We start from the raw sequence: 16,453 nt of genomic DNA on the forward strand, positions 1-16,453 counted from the left end.
TCCCCTTTTTCCTTTTTTCCTTTTGTCTTCACCCGCGCTCAAGGCACCGGCTGCTCTTCGACATCGCTCCAACTGCTATCCGGATCGAAGCGGTGCATGGCCGTCGCCAGTTTCGCGCTGTCCGGACCCTGGTCTTTCTCGAACACCTGGCCTTCGTGGCTGATCATGAAGCTCATCACGCCGCTGTCGCCGTACTTCACTGGCCAGGCGATCAGGGCGAAGCCGCGGCTCATGTTGTCGCCGAGCTTATAGTTGTAAGCGCCGCCCGGCGCTGATGGCCCTTGTGCGTCGAGGATACGGTAATGGTAGCCATGCCAGTCGCCGTCGGGCTTGGCGTCGCCGAACAATGGGCCGAGCGGGCTCTCTTCTATACCGGGCTCCTCGGCCCAGTACAGACCATCGTACTTGCCGTTGCTGCTGATGAACTTCTGCGCGTACTCAAGCACGCCGTCGCCGTCGCGGTCGACCTCGGCGTAGTCCACCTGGGCATCGTAGTAGGCCAGCGCCGACTGCACGGTGGCCAGTTCGTTGCGACCGATGCGGCGCTCACGGATCTCCTCGCCGCCGGCCTTGGCGTTGAAGGCCCAGCCATCCTTGCCCTGCATGATCGGCAGCGGCAACGTCCAGGGGTCGGTGCCGACCACCAGATGCACTTGGCCTTGCCCGTCGGGCTGGGTGCTGTGCTTTTCCCGGTAGCGGGCGAGGAAGGCATCGACATCGTCGCGGTCGACGCCCGCGAGCGGGATATACGCGCGCCAGTCGGCGCCGAGCAAGGCTGCGAGGCGCACAGGATCGGCCTGTTTGGTGCCGAGCGCGGCGACCAGGGCCTCGGCGGCGGCGTCCGGACTGGGAAAGGCCTGCTGCGCAAGCACGTCCTGGGCCAGAAACGCCAGCAGCACAACCGGGAAAATACGCAATGCAGCATTCATGGCGAGTCTCCTGTCAGCGCCGTTGGCCGCCGCCCCGAGACGGTGCTCGGGAGGGGCGTTGCACAGTATGACCGCCGCTGCGCGCGGCTTTCGGCCGACTGGCGGCGACGTGACTGGCTTGGCCGCGACTGGCTTGCGTTCGCGCCAGCGAGGGGTTGCTGGCGCCGGAAAAGGCATTGTTGCGCGGCCCCTGTGCGCTGGCCTGCTGCTGACGCACTTGCTGGCGGGCCTTTGGATTGTCTTGCACGCTCTGGCGCTTCTGCGCACCGGCCTGGGTAGTCTGGCGCGTCTGTGCACTGGCTTGCGCGCGGTCGCGCTCGCGCCCCTGCGGTTCGCGCAGATCGCGGTTCGTGGCCTGAGCCCTCTCGCGCACCTGCGGTTCTTTACGCAGATCGCGGCTCGCGGCCTCGGCCCGCTCGCGCGCCTGGCGGTTGCTTGTGGCCGGCGATTCGATGCCGCGCTGCGCCAGCGACTGGCTGGCGCGCTCACGCTGGGAGGCCCGCACCGGATCGCGGCCGCGGAAAGCGTCGCGCTGTTCGCTGCCGGCCAAACGCCGACCGCTCTGTTCGCGGTTGGCGCGGTCGCGGTATGGCACGCCGTCGCGGTTGATCGAGTTGTGGCGCCAGGTGTTCTGGTTGGCGTTGATCTGCCGGTTGGAGTTGATGTTGTTGTAGCGGTCGACGTCGATGTCGATATCGCCACCACCCCAGTCGCAGTCGCCCCAGAGCGAATTGACGATTGCCACGCCCGCGCCGAAGGCCAGGCCGGTGGCGAGCGCGGAGCCTAGGTAGGAGCCCGGCGGCGGCGGATAGTACGTCGGCGGGTAGGACGGGTAGGCCCAGGTGCCATAGACCACGCTCGGGTTGTAGCTCGGTACGTAGACGGTCTGCGGCTGGGCCGGCTCGATAATGATGGTCTGCGTGGCGGCAGGCTGCTGCACCACCACGGTCGAACTGGCCGGTGCCGGCGCAGCCGGCTGCACGATGATTTTCTGTTGCTCGTTGGATTCGAGGTGGCCGGCGGCTTGCGCCTGCCGGCGCAGGCGTTGCACCGAATCCATCACAGCGTTGGGCTGTGCGAGGAAGGCGTCGCCCAGACGCTGCACCCAGGCCGGATCCTGGCCCAGGGTCGTCAACGCTGCCGGGAAGGCGACCAGCGATTGCACGCTCGGGTCCCAGGGTTCGTTCGCGACTTGACGCACGGCGGCGTCACCGCTGCTGTCCGGATGCGCCTTGGACCAAGCCACGGCGTCGGCGACATCGCCCGGATAGGTCGCCGCCATCAGTACCTGGGCCAGTAACGAATCCGGATACAAGGCCAGCGGCGCCAGCATCTGGTCGAGTTCCTCCGGCGCAAAGACAGCCTCGGCCGGTGCAGTCGGTTTGGGTGCGGGCGCAGCACCCGCTACCCCCGCCTCGGGGGCGGCGGCGAACGCCTTCGTGGTGAAGAACTCGTCCTCGTCCGAACAGCCGGACAAAGACAACACGGCGAGCAGGATTGCACTGAAGCAATAGCAAACACGCATAACGCTTCTCCCGGGGGAAGAAAAAGCGGGACTGAACGCAGGGTCGTAGCGATTGCCATCGGCGGAGCGGGATCTTGTAAATCATAGCTGGGGGATAAGGGCGGCGTAGCGATTTATTCGGATGGATCACTAGGCCCCTCAGCGGCGCTTGGCCGCGTAAGTCAGCTAAAGTCCAGACCGCAGTCGATGCAAGCATTACTTGATCGTGGCCCACTCAGTAACGAACGTCGAAACTGACCGAGACCAGCCCAGCTCAATGGCCAAGCAGGTGCGCGAGGCCAAGGTTGACGCTTCTGTCAACCGAAGCTATTCGGGGTCAGGCCACCCTTTCAAACCCCTAAATCGCGCTCTACCCCTGTTTCCAGCGACTACGCCCCAACCTGCAACGGCCACCCCCAGTGCCCCGACTCCGGCTCCACAAGCCGCTCAAAATGCCCGGCAATCGCCTCAACCAACCTCGCATCCTTGACCGGGTCCAACCCCGGATACGGCTTACCGTTGTAGCTCCCGGTATACGTCAGCACCGTCTCGATACTGCCGCTGTCAGCGTAGAGTTTTCTCATCAGCTGGCATTCCTGGTCCTTGCTGTCGGTCGAGCGCAGAGCGTAGTGGATGGCCAGTGCGGTGCCGAACTCCAGCGCGGGGGAGTCGATGCCGTGTTTTTTGGCGAGGTCGATGCTTCGCAGAATGCGTTCGTTGCGTTGCAGTTTGCGCAGGGGGTCGCGGCCTACTCGGGCGCAAGGGTCCTTGAAGGAGGTCTTGCAGCGCTCCAGGAATGTCTTGGCGAATACGCCGACGGCCTCGTTCATCTGTGCATTTTCGGCCACCAGGGCCGGCCCGACTTCTTCTCGGATCAACCGTTCGGCCAGGGCGGCGACACGCGGGTCGCCCATGCCCTGCCCCAGCAAGGAATGCCCCAACAGGCTGGCGTACCAGGCAATGATCGCGTGGGGGCCGTTCCACAGGAGGTTCTTGATTACCTGGGTCTGGGTGATGTCTTCCACGGTCTTCACTTGGCGCAACCGCTCCAGCAGATTGCTCCCGCGCTCGACGTAGAGGGGCATGTCCGGTTCGCTGTTGAACAGGATCAAGTGCAACTGGCTAAGCGCGTTGCTCGACTGGGTGAAGGGCCGGAAGCGACCGATCAGCCGTTCGTACTCGGGAACCGGTGTCGTCGGCTTTGCCTGGGGGTCGATCTGCTCGTCGTTGATGCTGTTTTGGAAGATCTTCGACTTGATCCGCAGCTGGCGCAGCAGGGCATCGGTGGAGATCTTGGAGACGATGCGGCTGACCACTGTTTCGGCAAAGTGGGTCTTCTCCAGAACCTTCTGGCAGAACTCAGCTGAGCACATACGCCCCAGCTCCGCTTCGACCTGTCGGCGAACGAAGGCGGCGCCGCCCACCTTGTTCAGCACGATGAGGATCGTCAGCTCGCGACGACGGCGTTCAAAGCGGCGGATCAGGCCCTTGGCAATCACCCCGGCCTGTTTGCGAATAGCCGCCTCGGGCAGGCTGAGCCCGATGACTTCCGCGACGTCATACATGTCGATCACCGCTTCGGCATCGTCCATGTCGATCATTCGGAGGTTTTCGATGGTCTGGTCGAAGGACGTGGCACCGTAGCGCACGCTGAACCTGCCGAAGGCGGTGACCGTCTCGCGGAGCATCCGCGACCGGGTGGCGGCGATGATTTCACAGGGCCGGGTGTAGCCGTCCCAGTGGGAGAACACCTGTGTCAGGTAGCCGCCACCGATCGCGCCGAAACCGTGGATGCCCACGCGGAACTGGTTGAGTGCCGTAGGAAAGGCCTCGGTCAGCTCGGGCGTGCCGAGGTCGGGCATGCATTCGCTCAAGTCACCGAGAAATTCCTGCATGTTGCGATAAGCCTTGAGCGCGCCGGCTTTGACTTCGGGCGCTGGCGGCTTGATGTCCTCGATCAGGATCGGTTGCCCCTCGGCGCGGATCGCCGACAGCAGGCCGTTTTCAGAGTCTTCGAACATCAAGCAGCTGCCCGGCAGGCAATTGAGTGCGCTGGCCGCCTTCAGGAAGATTTCGGGATGGGGCTTGCCGTGGCTGACTTCGTCGCCACAGACGGTGATGTCGAAATATTTGAGCACGTTGGCATTGATCAAATATTCCTCGGCGATGGCCCGACGGCTTGAGGTCGCGACCGCCATGGTCAGGCCGTACTTGCGCAACCGCTCCAGCACCTCCAGCAAGCCAGCCTTGATCGGCACCCCGTGATTGCGCACAAACGCCAACTCGAGTTCATCGGCGCGCTGGCGGATCTCGGCGTAGGGGAAGTCTTCACCATGGTTCGCCTTCGCCAGGGCTTCGGCTTTCTTCGCGCTCAGGCCGAGGGAACCGATCAGGGTTTCCTCGCTCAGCGGCGTGCCGAAAATCTCGCTGGAGGCCTGCTTAAGGGTCTTGAAACGCAGGCGCTCAGTGTCAAACATGGTGCCATCCATATCGAAGATGGCGCTGAATATTCTTTTACCCTGGAAAAAAATCATAGGCTGATACTCCTTGTAACGTGGGGAGGCGCGCCGCAAGCCAGCTTCGTGGGAGAGGCAGTGCGGCAGCACGCAGTCGTGCCGTGTAGCGGACGCGGGCCGTTCGAGGCTGGAATGCCGACCGGGCGGTGTCTCGCTCAGGTGGTGATGAAGATAGAAAAAGCCAGGCGAAGCAGAACTTCCCGTGACAAACGGAAAAGGACGCGCCGGGTCAGTGGCTAACGATCAGAAAAAGGCAGGCGGAGGGACGTATCGATGGCGCCGATCGGCGCAGCTGCCAGACAAACAAGGTCGCAGGCGGTGTAAAGCGGAGAGGCGAGTAACAAGCCCTGTGGCTGCGCCAGCGCAGCATTTTACGTGAGGCCCACAGTGCGCAATCAGGGATGCGGACAGTGGGCCGAACAGGCGATCGATACGTGTGATTCCATGCATATGGGCGTGTAATTTCCTGCGATGTGGCTAATCGTCCTATTAGCTATACAGCATACGGAGCGCCTAAATCAAGGCTGGCGGACGCATGGTAGAGAGGTCAACTGGTCCCGCGCGGGTTGTTTGCGATTAGCCGGGAGCGCCGTGAACTGTTACGGTATCTGCATAAATAGTAGATATTGTTGCGAGGCAGCCCATAGCATTTCGACGCCACGACCACCCGTTTCACGTCACCCAAGACGCAGAAACCGCGAGCAAGATGGCCTTGAGAATGGAGCTATCGCTGTTCATCACCGACTGCATCAAAAAGCTCGGTCTCAAGCAAGTTGAAGCCGCCGCCAGGCTGAACGTCCCTCAATCGCGTGTCTCCGAACTGGCCAATGGCAACATCGAGAAATTTACCCTCGATGCCATGATGGACATGCTGGATCAGCTCGGCTTTCGCACTCACGTCACCCTGCCCTCCAACGATGCCGGGGCGTCGCCGCAAATAGTCATTACGCCGTCACCTGCCAGCTAGCGAGTTAGTTAACGGAAATCTATCGACTGGTAGTTGAAACACCCAAGTCCAGTACCATTACACCAGGATTCCCGAGGTGTTTTGCCCCGGATATCTCTCCGGATCTGCACCACGGCATCTGCTCCAGGTCTGCTCGCTAACCCCCTCCCCCAAACACAACGACTTCCCAGCCGCCATAGAAAATCCTGGTATGGGATCAACTCATTGCTTTCCGAATATCATTGCATTTGCAATCATATTAAATCCTGCCGTATGGTGCATCGACGACGGACCGCACGGAGCGCCATGAAATATGATCGGTTTTTCCAGTTTCAGCACAACCCGGGAGACCGGCCTGGCCGCTCAGGCCTGTATCGAAAAAATCCAAGCGATAGCCCAACAGCCCGATGAAGGATGCTCTTCACCGCTCGACACCATGATCGATATCGCCGATCGCCTGGAAAGGGATCCGGGAACAGCGAGGAATATCTGGGTGGTGCGATCCAACCAGCAGCCAGGCGTTGAAGCAGCGCACACACGAATCAGCGCCTGGCCACTGCGGTTCAGCCCACAGGCGCGCTCCAGCGAAAAACCCCTGCTGTACCTGACCAGTTCCTCGACCTCGGCAGAGCTCTGCGCGCTGTCGAGCGAGTCCGCTCAGCGCGGGATTTTCTGCAACGACATTGAAACGCTGCCCTCCACCTGGCCCAAGGGCGCTCATCCCTGGGTCCCGCTCTGGCTAACTGCCAATCCGCAATGCCTGCCCTTCGATCCAGCCAGCGGCGCGGAGGCACGAGCCATTACGCTTGCAGCCTTGCAGAGCCTGTACGTCGAAGGCAGTCACGGGTTTTATTATATGGCGCTTCACGATGAGCCCAATGACTTCATAGGGCCCATGAGTAGCCTCAGCACGAGCCAGGCGCTCAAAGGCATGTACAAAGTCAGCGAGATGGAGACTGGCACGGAGCAGCCAAGGGTTCGCCTGCTCGGTGCGGGCCTGGCCTTGCGCGCAGTGATTTCGGCGGCGCGGATGTTGCGTGACGACTGGGGCGTGGCCAGTGAACTCTGGAGTTGTCCCAGCTATACCCGTCTGGCGCGGGATGCCGATAGCGCACAACGCTGGAACCGAGTGCATCCCGGCGTGCCCCGGCGCTCCTCGCACTTGCGCGAATGCCTGAATGCCGAGGACTCCCCGGTCATTGCGGTGACCGGCTACGCACAGCATGTAGCCGAGCAGATCGGCGCGCACATCACTTCGCGCTTCGTCGCACTCGGCGCGGACTCAACCGAATCGCTACCTTGCGGACCGACCTCGGGCAAGACAGTGGACAAGCGCTGGATTGTCACCCTGGCGCTACGAGCCCTGGCCCAGGAAGACAAGCTCCCCCAGGCGTACGTCGAGCGGGCGATGCGGCGTTATCTACTGCTATGAACCAACAGCGCTCACACCGCTCGCGAGCTGTTGCGGGCGGCACTGGCCGCGCGCTCCAGCGCATCACTGAAGAAGCGCTGTTGCTGATCATCGAATTGCGCCAGAAACAGTTCGTCAACGGCGCCTTCGTAAATCTGCCACATCTTCTTGCGCAACACTTTGCCGCTCTCGGTAATGGAGGCGCAGGCTCCACGGCCGTCATCGCTGGCGCGACTGCGCGCCACCAGGCCCTCGGCTTCCAGGCGGTCGATCAAGCGCGTGAGGTTATAGCGTTCGATGGCCATCACATCGGCCAGCTCATTCATGCGCCGGGTGCCATTGGGGCCGCTTTCCAACCCCCACAACGCATCGTACCAAGCGTAAGCAGGCAACCCGGCCGCAGCCAGACGGCGCTCGATTTCCCGTATCAGGCAGCGGTGAGCCCTGACGAATCTGAACCAGGTATCCGGCTCGCTTGAAGACATGCTTCACCCTTCCAATGAAATCGATTTAGTTGCAATTGTAGCGCGCAGCACGATAACTTCGGCATGTAGTTGCAATTGCAACTACAAACATTCTGACGGATCGGCACGCACCGATCCCCTTCGCCGGGCACCGAACGACTCGGTGCTCGCGCTGCACTGTCCAGGAGACGACGATGGCACAACAATCAGTGTTTCTCGACGAGGATCCCCAAGAGACTCGCGAATGGCTCGAATCCATTGAATCGGTTCTGAGCGTCGAAGGCCGCCCTCGCGCCCATTACCTGATCGACCAGTTGCTGGATTTCGATGTCAGCCAGCATGGCGATTTTTATGGCCGAGTCACCACACCCTACGTCAACACCATTGCCGTGGACCGCCAGCAAACCTACCCCGGCGATCTGGCCGTGGAGCGTCGGATCAATGCCTACATCCGCTGGAATGCCCTGGCCATGGTGTTGCGCGCCGGTAAATATTCGAACGTTGGCGGGCACATTGCCTCCTATGCCTCGGCCGCCATCCTCTACGACGTCGGTTTTGATCATTTCTTCCGTGGCCGGACCGAGCAGTTCGGTGGTGACATGGTGTATATCCAGGGTCACTCCTCTCCGGGCATCTACGGGCGCGCCTATCTCGAGGGCCGCCTGAGCGAAGATCAACTGGATAACTTTCGCCGCGAGACCGATCGCGATGGCGTGTCGTCGTATCCCCACCCTCGGCTCATGCCCGACTTCTGGCAATTCCCCACGGTGTCCATGGGGCTGGGGCCGATCACCGCGGCCTACCAGGCGCGCTTCATGCGCTACTTGGAGGATCGCGGCCTGAAGGAGCACCAGGGTCGAAAAGTCTGGGCGTTCCTGGGCGATGGGGAAATGGACCAACCGGAGTCCCTGGCGGCCATTTCCCTGGCGGGTCGGGAGAAGCTCGACAACATTATCTTCGTCGTCAACTGCAACCTGCAGCGCCTGGACGGGCCAGTACGCGGCAACGCCAAAGTGATCCAGGAGTTCGAAAGCCTGTACCGGGCGGCCGGCTGGAATGTCATCAAAGTGATCTGGGGCGGCGGCTGGGATGCCCTGCTGGATAAGGACAAAAGCGGCCTGCTGCGCCAGCGCATGATGGAGTGCGTCGACGGCGAATATCAGAACTACAAATCCCAGAACGGTGCTTACGTACGCGAGCACTTCTTTGGCAAATACCCCAAGTTGCTGGAGCAGGTCAGCGACATGACTGACGAAGAAATCTGGAAGCTTTCCCGCGGCGGCCACGACCCCGAAAAAGTCTACAACGCTTATGCGGCTGCCATGCGCCACAGCGGTGGACCGACCGTCATTCTGGCCAAGACCGTCAAGGGTTTTGGCATGGGTGAAGCCGGCGAAGGCCAGAACATCAATCACCAACTGAAGAAGATGGGCGAGGATGCGATCAGGGCCTTCCGCGATCGTTTTTCGCTGGAAATCACTGACGAACAATTGGGTGAGATGCCCTACCTCAAGCCTGCCGCGGACAGTGTCGAAGCGCGCTACCTGCAGGCCAGGCGCACCCAGCTGGGGGGTTACATTCCAGAACGAATCAGTCTGGCAGAGCCGTTGCAGATCCCACCGTTGTCGACTCTAAGTACCCAGCTCAAAGGTACCGGCGAGCGCGAGATTTCCACCACCATGGCCTTCGTGCGGATCCTTGGGACGCTGCTCAAGGACCCGAATATCGGCAAGGTGATCGTGCCCATCGTCCCGGACGAATCACGGACCTTCGGCATGGAAAGCCTGTTTCGCCAAATCGGTATCCACTCCCACGTCGGCCAACTGTATACCCCCCAGGATGCCGGCCAACTCAGCTACTACAAGGAGGCCAGGGACGGTCAGATCATGCAGGAGGGACTGAACGAATCCGGCGCCATCTCCTCGTGGATCGCGGCCAGTACTTCGTATAGCACCCACGGCGTGATGACCGTGCCCTTCTACATTTTCTATTCCATGTTCGGCTTCCAGCGCGTCGGCGACCTCGCCTGGGCTGCCGGTGATGCGCGCGCCCGAGGCTTCCTGCTCGGCGCCACCTCAGGCCGGACCACCCTGATGGGTGAAGGCCTGCAACACGACGATGGCCACAGCCACGTGCTGTCTTCGACCGTGCCCTGCTGCGTGTCCTACGACCCGACCTACGCCTATGAACTGGCCGTGATCATCCAGGACGGCATGCGGCGCATGTACGTCGAGAACGAGGACATCTACTACTACATCACCCTGCTCAACGAAAACTACGCCCACCCGGACATGCCCGAAGGTGCCGAACCCGGCATTCTCAAAGGCATGTACCGGCTCTCGGCCACGGCCCAACAGACCGAAGGCAAGCATGTGCAATTGATGGGCTGCGGCTCGATCCTGCTGGAAGTCATCGCCGCCGCGCATCTGCTGGAGACGGATTTTGGCGTCAGCAGTGAGGTCTGGAGCGTGACCAGCCTGACGGAACTGCGTCGAGAAGGTCAGGAGGTGGAGCGCTGGAACCTGCTGCACCCGCAAGAGACGCCACGAGTCGGCCATGTGGAAAGTTGCTTGCAGGACAAACAGGGGCCCATGGTGGTCGCGACCGACTACATGAAAATATTCGCCGACCAAATCCGCCCATTCGTCCCCAAACGGCGTTTCGTCGCGCTGGGCACCGATGGTTTCGGTCAATCGGATACCCGCGAATCACTGCGCAAGTTCTTCGAGGTCGATCGCCACTTTATTGCCGTAGCCGCCTTGAAGGCCCTGGCCGACGAAGGCACGTTGCCAAGAGAAAAAGTGGCGCAAGCGATTGCCCTTTATGGCATTGATCCGGAGAAACAGAACCCAGCCAAAGTCTGATTGTGCGCACCGCCGCGCCAGGTATGGGTGAGGCGGCGTTCGGCCAGGAGCTGCCGGTGGTCGTCGCATGTCGCTTGTCGCCGGCGTTTGGCTAAGCTCAACACATCGGGACGAACTGAAACCTGAGTGATACCGGCCATCAGCGAGTCTGGATTGGCATTAAAACGGCAACTCACAAAGGAGATGATTATGTATGCGGTTATAAGAACCTACTTGGGTACTGGAGCAAAGCAGCTTTTCGATGTCCTGGAACAGCGCAACGCCGACGTCGAGGCGGCCCTGCGCAAAGTGTCTGGTCTCGTAAGCTACACACTGCTGAATACGGGTGATGGCGGTATATCGGTGACTGTTTGCACGGACAAGGCCGGCACCGATGAGAGCTCGAAAGTCGCGCGCGACTGGATTCAGCAAAACGCCTCGAATATCCAGGCGAAACCGCCGGTCATCACGGAAGGTCCAGTCATTGTGCAGATCAATTAACGCGCCCTTCTGAAAAAACAGCCGAAGCCCCTGAAGGCTTCGACTGCTTTTAAAGACCTGCTCTCAAAAATTCGAGAGTGCCTAGGTATTGCTCACAACCCCGTGTGCACGGCCCTGATTGACCCGCAGTTGAACCTTCGGTTCGCGCAACGTCCAGAGCAGATAGACCCCCACCAGCCCCGCCGCCGACAGTGACAACATCCCGGCACGGGGATCGGTGAACCAGACCTCCATATTGGCTTTGAGCATTGGCGCAACGAAGCCACCGATATTTCCCATAGAACCAATCAAAGCAATACCGCCTGCAGCGGCGACCCCTCCCAGGTAACTGGTCGGCAGTGTCCAGAACAACGGTTGAACGCTCACGAAACCGGCGGCTGCAAAGCAGAAGGCCAGCAATACCGGAGCAAAGCTATTGAGCAATGCCGAGGCGGCAATACCCAGCGCGGCCATGCCCAGCATGCACATCGCCATCTTCAGGTGCGCCCCATGCCGGTCGGCGTAGCGTGTCACAAAATACATGGCGATGGCGGCGCACAGCCATGGCACCGAAATGAACATGCCCACCTTGAAACCGACGGTGGTACCCAGCAACTCGGCGATTCGCGTCGGCAGATAAAAGATGACCCCGTACACACTGACCTGAACGCTGAAGTAGATCAGGATGAACTTCAGCACTCGCTTGTTGCGCACCAGACCCAGCAGGCTGCTCGGTCCATTGGCCAGCTTGAGCTTGTCTTCAGCCTGGAGCTCCTGGCTCAGGGCGGCCTTCTCCTCACGGGTCAGCCAGTTGGCGTCCTGTGGCTTACTCTTGAGATAGAACAGCGCAATGATCCCGACGATGACCGCAGCCAGGCCTTCCACCAGAAACATCCATTGCCAGTTGGTCAGGCCAAACATGTCATGCATTTCCAACAACCAACCCGACAACGGGCTGCCTACCATCAAGGCCAATGGCAGGCCGAAATAGTAGATCCCGATGGCCTGACCGCGACGTTTAGCCGGGAACCAGTAGGTCAGGTACAGGATGACACCTGGAGAAAAGCCCGCTTCGGCCACTCCGAGCAGAAAACGCAGCACATAAAACGTCGTTTCATCCCGCGTGAACATCATGGCCGCAGACACCAGCCCCCAGGTGATCATGATCCGGCTCAGCCAGACTCGCGCGCCGACCCGGTGCAACATAAGGTTGCTGGGGACTTCGAAGATTGCATAACCAATGAAGAAAATGCCTGCCCCCAAGGCGAAGGCCGCATTGCTCAAGCCGATATCGGTTTGCAGCGCCGCCTTGGCGAAGCCGACGTTGGAACGATCAATCATCGCCAGGGCGAACATCAAGGCGAGGAATGGCAACAACTTCCATCGACACTTGGCGATGGCGCTCTCAATAGCTGCCGCGTGGTCCGATCTCGTTGCATTTCTGGTCATGATTTGCGCCTTATTATTAGATGTCCAGCGACCACTGTTTTCTATCTACCAGGAACCTCCGGCAGGCGCCCGTAGCAGCTGCCGAAGGCTGCGTTCGGCTGCGAAGCAGTCGTAAATCATGCACCACGGTTAACTAGCCGCAGTGCCTGATTTCACGACCGCTGCGCGGCCGAACGCAGCCTTCGCCAGCTGCTACGGGGAAGTCACTACGTTGACGACTGGGCAAAACTAGTGGATCTGATTGATAAATCCCAATGACATATATTCAGCGTTTGATATCGTTCCGTTATCAACCAGCGTGAGCGCCTCATGAAAAACGACGATATTTCATTCACCAGCGTCAGCAAGTGGTTGAAGATCAAGCATCTGACGCTGATCGATACCTTGGCCAAGACCCGCAACATGCACACCACCGCCGACCTGATGAATCTGACCCAGCCAGCCATCAGCAAGATGCTGCGCGACATCGAGCTGTTGCTGGGTTTCGCTTTGTTCGAACGACAAACCCGCACCATGGCGTTGACCGAATTGGGCGAGTTCGTGGTCCGCTATGCCCGGATAACCCTGGACGACACACAATCATTCGTCGATCAGCTCAATAAACTGCGCAAAGGCGGACATGGTCATTTAAAGGTCGGCGCGATTTTCGCGGCGACCGCAGTCGTGCTGCCCGAGGCCATCACCAGGATCAAGCTGGACCGGCCGATGCTGTCCATCGAAGTGATAGAGCAAACCAGTAATCAACTGCTGGAAATGCTCGAGCATAAAAAGCTCGACTTGATCATTGCCCGCTTCACGGATGAACGTTTTCAGCAACCGTTCGAATTTCGTGCGCTAGGGCCTGAGCCCTTCTGCCTGGTGGTCAACAGTCGCCATCCCCTCGTGCAGTTCGATGAGGTAGCGACCGAGCAACTCAGCGATTGGCCGTGGGTCATGTACCCCTTCAATACCCCCATACGTCGACGGATGGAAAGTGCCTTCGCCGAGTTCGATATGGTCACGCCCACCAACACGGTCGAGACCATCTCGATGCCGACCTTCCTGCAACTGCTGCAATCGGGACCGATGCTCGCCATGTTGCCCGAGTCCATGGTCCAGTCGCAGGTCCAGAGCGGTTTGCTGAAAATACTCAACACGCCGTTCAAGGTAGAACCTCAGGACTACGGCATCATCACGCGCAAGGACGAACCGCTGACCGAAGCCGCCCGGGAGTTTGCCGATACCTTGCTGGAGTTCGCCAGGCTGCGGCGCGAAGCGGGCGATCGCTGAGGCGCAGGGCTGGATGCTTTAAGGCGTCACGCAATTCGTAGGGGGACTGCGTTGAGCCTGAGGTCCCTTAACTGGCCAGCATTGGCACCGGCCAGTCAAACCAACCGTCAGCGGTCGTTCTTGGTACTCGAGTCGCCAGCGTTACGCAGGCCCTTGGTATTGTGATCGCCTGGCGTGGTGCGAGAGATCGCAGTCGCCTTGGTCAACCCGCGGGTATCTCTGTCATGGGCCACGGCGGATGTCACCGAACCATGACCATTGTCATCATTGCGCGTACTGCCGTAATGGTTGCCGCTGTCGCCTCTATCCCGGACGGCTTTCCCGGCATGGTCGCTACTTTGCCCCTTGCCAATACCATTCCCGGCGGAGCCACCGGAATGACCAGCGCCACCGCCATTACCGCCACCGTGACCACCCCCATTACCGCCGCCATTGCCACCACCGTGGCCACCACCACCACCACCACCACCACCACCACCGCCACCACCGTTGCCGGCCTGAGCAGAGGAGATGAGCGATAGCTCACCTGGCAGCATGGCTGTCCCTGCAAGCATCAGGGCGCAAACAGCAACAACCATCAAATTTTTCTTTCTTATAAACATGATGCCTCCCGGCGATTGGATTCCACCCTCATCAGACACGGACCTTGAATTTAGGTTCTCGCCCCCCTGCACAAAGGTTTCCCGGCGTTAAACCCAGCCGCTACTCAGGAACTTAAGGCTTGGCCATAATCTAATGGCATGCGGGGCACGCCCCCTCCTCCAGAGGCATCTACGTCATGTCGAATATTCGTCTGTTAGTCGCCACGTTCACCACCGCAGCATTGCTCGCCGGTTCACCCGCGCTGCTTGCCGATCCAGGCAATGGCAAAGGTAACCCCCATGCCAATCAGAACCAGCAAGGCAATAGCGGCAACAAGGGCATCCCGAACGGCGCAAACGCCAAACAGGGGCAAGGAAAGCAGGGCGATAGCGGTTGGGATCGTGGCCCGTCTATCGATGTGGGCGGGATCCGGGTCATCCTTGGCGATAATCGACAATACTGGGGCAGCGCCCAACCCCTTCCACCGGGCATCCAAAAAAACCTCGCGCGCGGCAAACCGCTGCCGCCCGGCATTGCAAAAAAGCTCGATGGCCGGCTGATCGGACGCCTGCCTCACTATGACGGGTACGAATGGCTCCAGGCCGGCACCGACGTGATCCTGGCAGCCGTCGCGACAGGGATCATCTACGAAGTCCTGCATGACGTACTCCACTGACAAAGACAGCTCGCAAAGGCCGGGACAGCACCCCGGCCTTTTGCCTGAACAAACAATGAGCGTCTTGCGCTGAACGCGGCCAAAAAACAACCTTGAGAGGCTGGTAGTGATCAATACTGCAGTGAACCGACTGCGCCACTGGGCCCGCGTCATAAAGCGGCAAATCATGGTCCTATGGTTCAGCTGCCGAAACCCGAAAACCCCGCTGCTGCCCAAACTATTGGCGCTGTGCGTGGTGGGCTATGCCCTCAGCCCCATAGACCTCATCCCCGATTTCATCCCGGTACTCGGACTGCTCGACGACGCAATCCTGCTGCCGCTGGGCATACTGCTGGTGATGCGCTTCATCCCGCAAAACGTCCTCGACATCTCCCGCGCCCGAGCCCAGGACTGGGAAAGAAATCACGAGCCCTGGCCCGTCAGCAAAGTCGCTGCTGTAGTCGTCATCCTGCTATGGAGCGCCGCCCTGTTCGCCCTATGGCAATACCTCGCGTAGGAGCTGCCGCAGGCTGCGATCTTTTGATCTTAAAACCCCCACCCCACATCAATCCATAAAGTGCCGGCAGCTCGCGCTATGGAAACCACTCGCCCAAACCACACATCCCCCGTAGGAGCTGCCGCAGGCTGCGATCTTTTGATCTTGAATATCCTCAACCCGCATCACTTCCCCACTGACTACACCAACTTGCGCCACTGCCTACAATTCCCCCAGAATCCCCCCGCTTGTACGCCTTGCCCCACGCCACTAAGGTTCTCCAGTCGCTGCCCATCAGCGATCGGGTTTAGTAGCCCGGGGTTAACAAGGCGTTACGCTCCACTCAGTCAGGTATTCCCTATCCTGCACTTGATGGTGGCTGTGCGCAGGGCGCTTCGGCGCGCCGGCTTCTTGTTTCCCCGGTCTACTAACCTGCGTACAGCCGCCACCCCTTCGTTTAGTAGCGAATCGGTGGCGGCCCCACTCAAGGAAGCAAGAGAATGTTCAAAGTAACCCCAAACCCACCCGAAACCCCAAACGTCTCACCCTACGAATCCCTCGATTCGAAAAAGCTCCACGCAGCCGCCTACCGAGCCCTCGATCACTACCTGCCCCCACCACCATCAAACAAACCGCGCCCCAACGACCAACGCCCCAACCAATTCTTCACCGTCGCCCCAGACATCAACCCCGAAGCCTTGCTGGCCCACACCTACGAAACCTTCTGCTCGGCCAGCACCCTGACCCTGGATCTGTCCGATGACCTGGAAGGTAAACAGCGCAACCTCGCCCTGGCGATTTATAGCCTGATGGAGTTGGGGTTGTTGTTGATTGAAAAGACGCTGGATCGCGAGCAGCCGGTGAAGGTGTAGGCAGAAAAAGTGCCCGTCGTCATAAGGCAATAAGGCG

General features: G+C 60.1%; 14 protein-coding genes. 8 read left to right on the forward strand and 6 right to left on the reverse strand.

The genetic code is table 11. The features are described from left to right. Positions 1 to 38: 38 nt before the first annotated feature. The 3 genes from F8N85_RS02005 to mtlD form a co-directional block, all read right to left on the reverse strand. Positions 39 to 929: a DUF2950 domain-containing protein gene (locus F8N85_RS02005; RefSeq protein WP_150802015.1), complete on the reverse strand. Its 891-nt coding sequence runs from the start codon at positions 927 to 929 to the stop codon at positions 39 to 41. Between the two features lie 13 nt (positions 930 to 942). After that, positions 943 to 2,454 (reverse strand): DUF3300 domain-containing protein, encoded by a 1,512-nt coding sequence (locus F8N85_RS02010; protein ID WP_150802016.1) that lies wholly within the window; start codon positions 2,452 to 2,454, stop codon positions 943 to 945. 368 nt (positions 2,455 to 2,822) lie between these two features. After that, entirely contained in the window at positions 2,823 to 4,967 is a 2,145-nt protein-coding gene (gene mtlD / locus F8N85_RS02015) for a bifunctional mannitol-1-phosphate dehydrogenase/phosphatase (protein ID WP_150802017.1), read from the reverse strand. A gap of 625 nt (positions 4,968 to 5,592) precedes the next feature. Between mtlD and F8N85_RS02020 the strand changes: the two genes are divergently transcribed. Then, a complete protein-coding gene (locus tag F8N85_RS02020) occupies positions 5,593 to 5,916 on the forward strand; it encodes a helix-turn-helix domain-containing protein (RefSeq protein WP_150802018.1) in 324 nt (107 codons plus the stop codon). A gap of 292 nt (positions 5,917 to 6,208) precedes the next feature. Further along, positions 6,209 to 7,327, forward strand: a complete 1,119-nt coding sequence (locus F8N85_RS02025; protein WP_150802019.1) for a transketolase-like TK C-terminal-containing protein — start codon at positions 6,209 to 6,211, stop codon at positions 7,325 to 7,327. A gap of 11 nt (positions 7,328 to 7,338) precedes the next feature. Here F8N85_RS02025 and F8N85_RS02030 read toward each other — a convergent pair whose 3' ends face one another. After that, positions 7,339 to 7,791: a MarR family winged helix-turn-helix transcriptional regulator gene (locus tag F8N85_RS02030; protein ID WP_150802020.1), complete on the reverse strand. Its 453-nt coding sequence runs from the start codon at positions 7,789 to 7,791 to the stop codon at positions 7,339 to 7,341. Positions 7,792 to 7,964: 173 nt separating this feature from the next. Here F8N85_RS02030 and aceE point away from each other — a divergent pair, with 173 nt between their 5' ends. Together aceE and F8N85_RS02040 are read left to right on the forward strand one after the other, a co-directional pair. Further along, positions 7,965 to 10,634 (forward strand): pyruvate dehydrogenase (acetyl-transferring), homodimeric type, encoded by a 2,670-nt coding sequence (gene aceE / locus F8N85_RS02035; RefSeq protein ID WP_150802021.1) that lies wholly within the window; start codon positions 7,965 to 7,967, stop codon positions 10,632 to 10,634. Between the two features lie 189 nt (positions 10,635 to 10,823). Further along, on the forward strand, positions 10,824 to 11,114 hold the full coding sequence (locus F8N85_RS02040; RefSeq protein WP_150802022.1) for a hypothetical protein: 291 nt from the start codon (positions 10,824 to 10,826) through the stop codon (positions 11,112 to 11,114). A gap of 81 nt (positions 11,115 to 11,195) precedes the next feature. On the opposite strand, the gene F8N85_RS02045 is transcribed toward F8N85_RS02040, so the two are convergent. After that, positions 11,196 to 12,542 (reverse strand): MFS transporter, encoded by a 1,347-nt coding sequence (locus F8N85_RS02045; RefSeq protein ID WP_150802023.1) that lies wholly within the window; start codon positions 12,540 to 12,542, stop codon positions 11,196 to 11,198. A 309-nt stretch (positions 12,543 to 12,851) separates the two neighbouring features. On the opposite strand from F8N85_RS02045, the gene F8N85_RS02050 reads away from it, so the two are divergent. Continuing rightward, on the forward strand, positions 12,852 to 13,811 hold the full coding sequence (locus F8N85_RS02050; RefSeq protein ID WP_150802024.1) for a LysR family transcriptional regulator: 960 nt from the start codon (positions 12,852 to 12,854) through the stop codon (positions 13,809 to 13,811). Positions 13,812 to 13,918: 107 nt separating this feature from the next. Here F8N85_RS02050 and F8N85_RS34785 read toward each other — a convergent pair whose 3' ends face one another. Beyond that, positions 13,919 to 14,413 carry a hypothetical protein gene (locus tag F8N85_RS34785; protein WP_224795614.1) on the reverse strand — a complete coding sequence of 165 codons (495 nt, stop codon included), beginning with the start codon at positions 14,411 to 14,413 and terminating at the stop codon, positions 13,919 to 13,921. A 176-nt stretch (positions 14,414 to 14,589) separates the two neighbouring features. Between F8N85_RS34785 and F8N85_RS02060 the strand changes: the two genes are divergently transcribed. The 3 genes from F8N85_RS02060 to F8N85_RS02070 all read left to right on the forward strand — a co-directional run bounded on the left by F8N85_RS02060 (position 14,590) and on the right by F8N85_RS02070 (position 16,416). Next, positions 14,590 to 15,069, forward strand: a complete 480-nt coding sequence (locus tag F8N85_RS02060) for an anti-virulence regulator CigR family protein (protein ID WP_150802025.1) — start codon at positions 14,590 to 14,592, stop codon at positions 15,067 to 15,069. A gap of 166 nt (positions 15,070 to 15,235) precedes the next feature. Then, positions 15,236 to 15,565: a YkvA family protein gene (locus F8N85_RS02065; protein ID WP_224795615.1), complete on the forward strand. Its 330-nt coding sequence runs from the start codon at positions 15,236 to 15,238 to the stop codon at positions 15,563 to 15,565. A 479-nt stretch (positions 15,566 to 16,044) separates the two neighbouring features. Further along, on the forward strand, positions 16,045 to 16,416 hold the full coding sequence (locus tag F8N85_RS02070; protein WP_150802026.1) for a DUF6124 family protein: 372 nt from the start codon (positions 16,045 to 16,047) through the stop codon (positions 16,414 to 16,416). Positions 16,417 to 16,453 lie beyond the last annotated feature (37 nt).

Origin of the sequence: Pseudomonas fluorescens, from assembly GCF_902497875.1 — a bacterium.
Classification (GTDB): Bacteria; Pseudomonadota; Gammaproteobacteria; order Pseudomonadales; family Pseudomonadaceae; genus Aquipseudomonas; species Aquipseudomonas fluorescens_BR.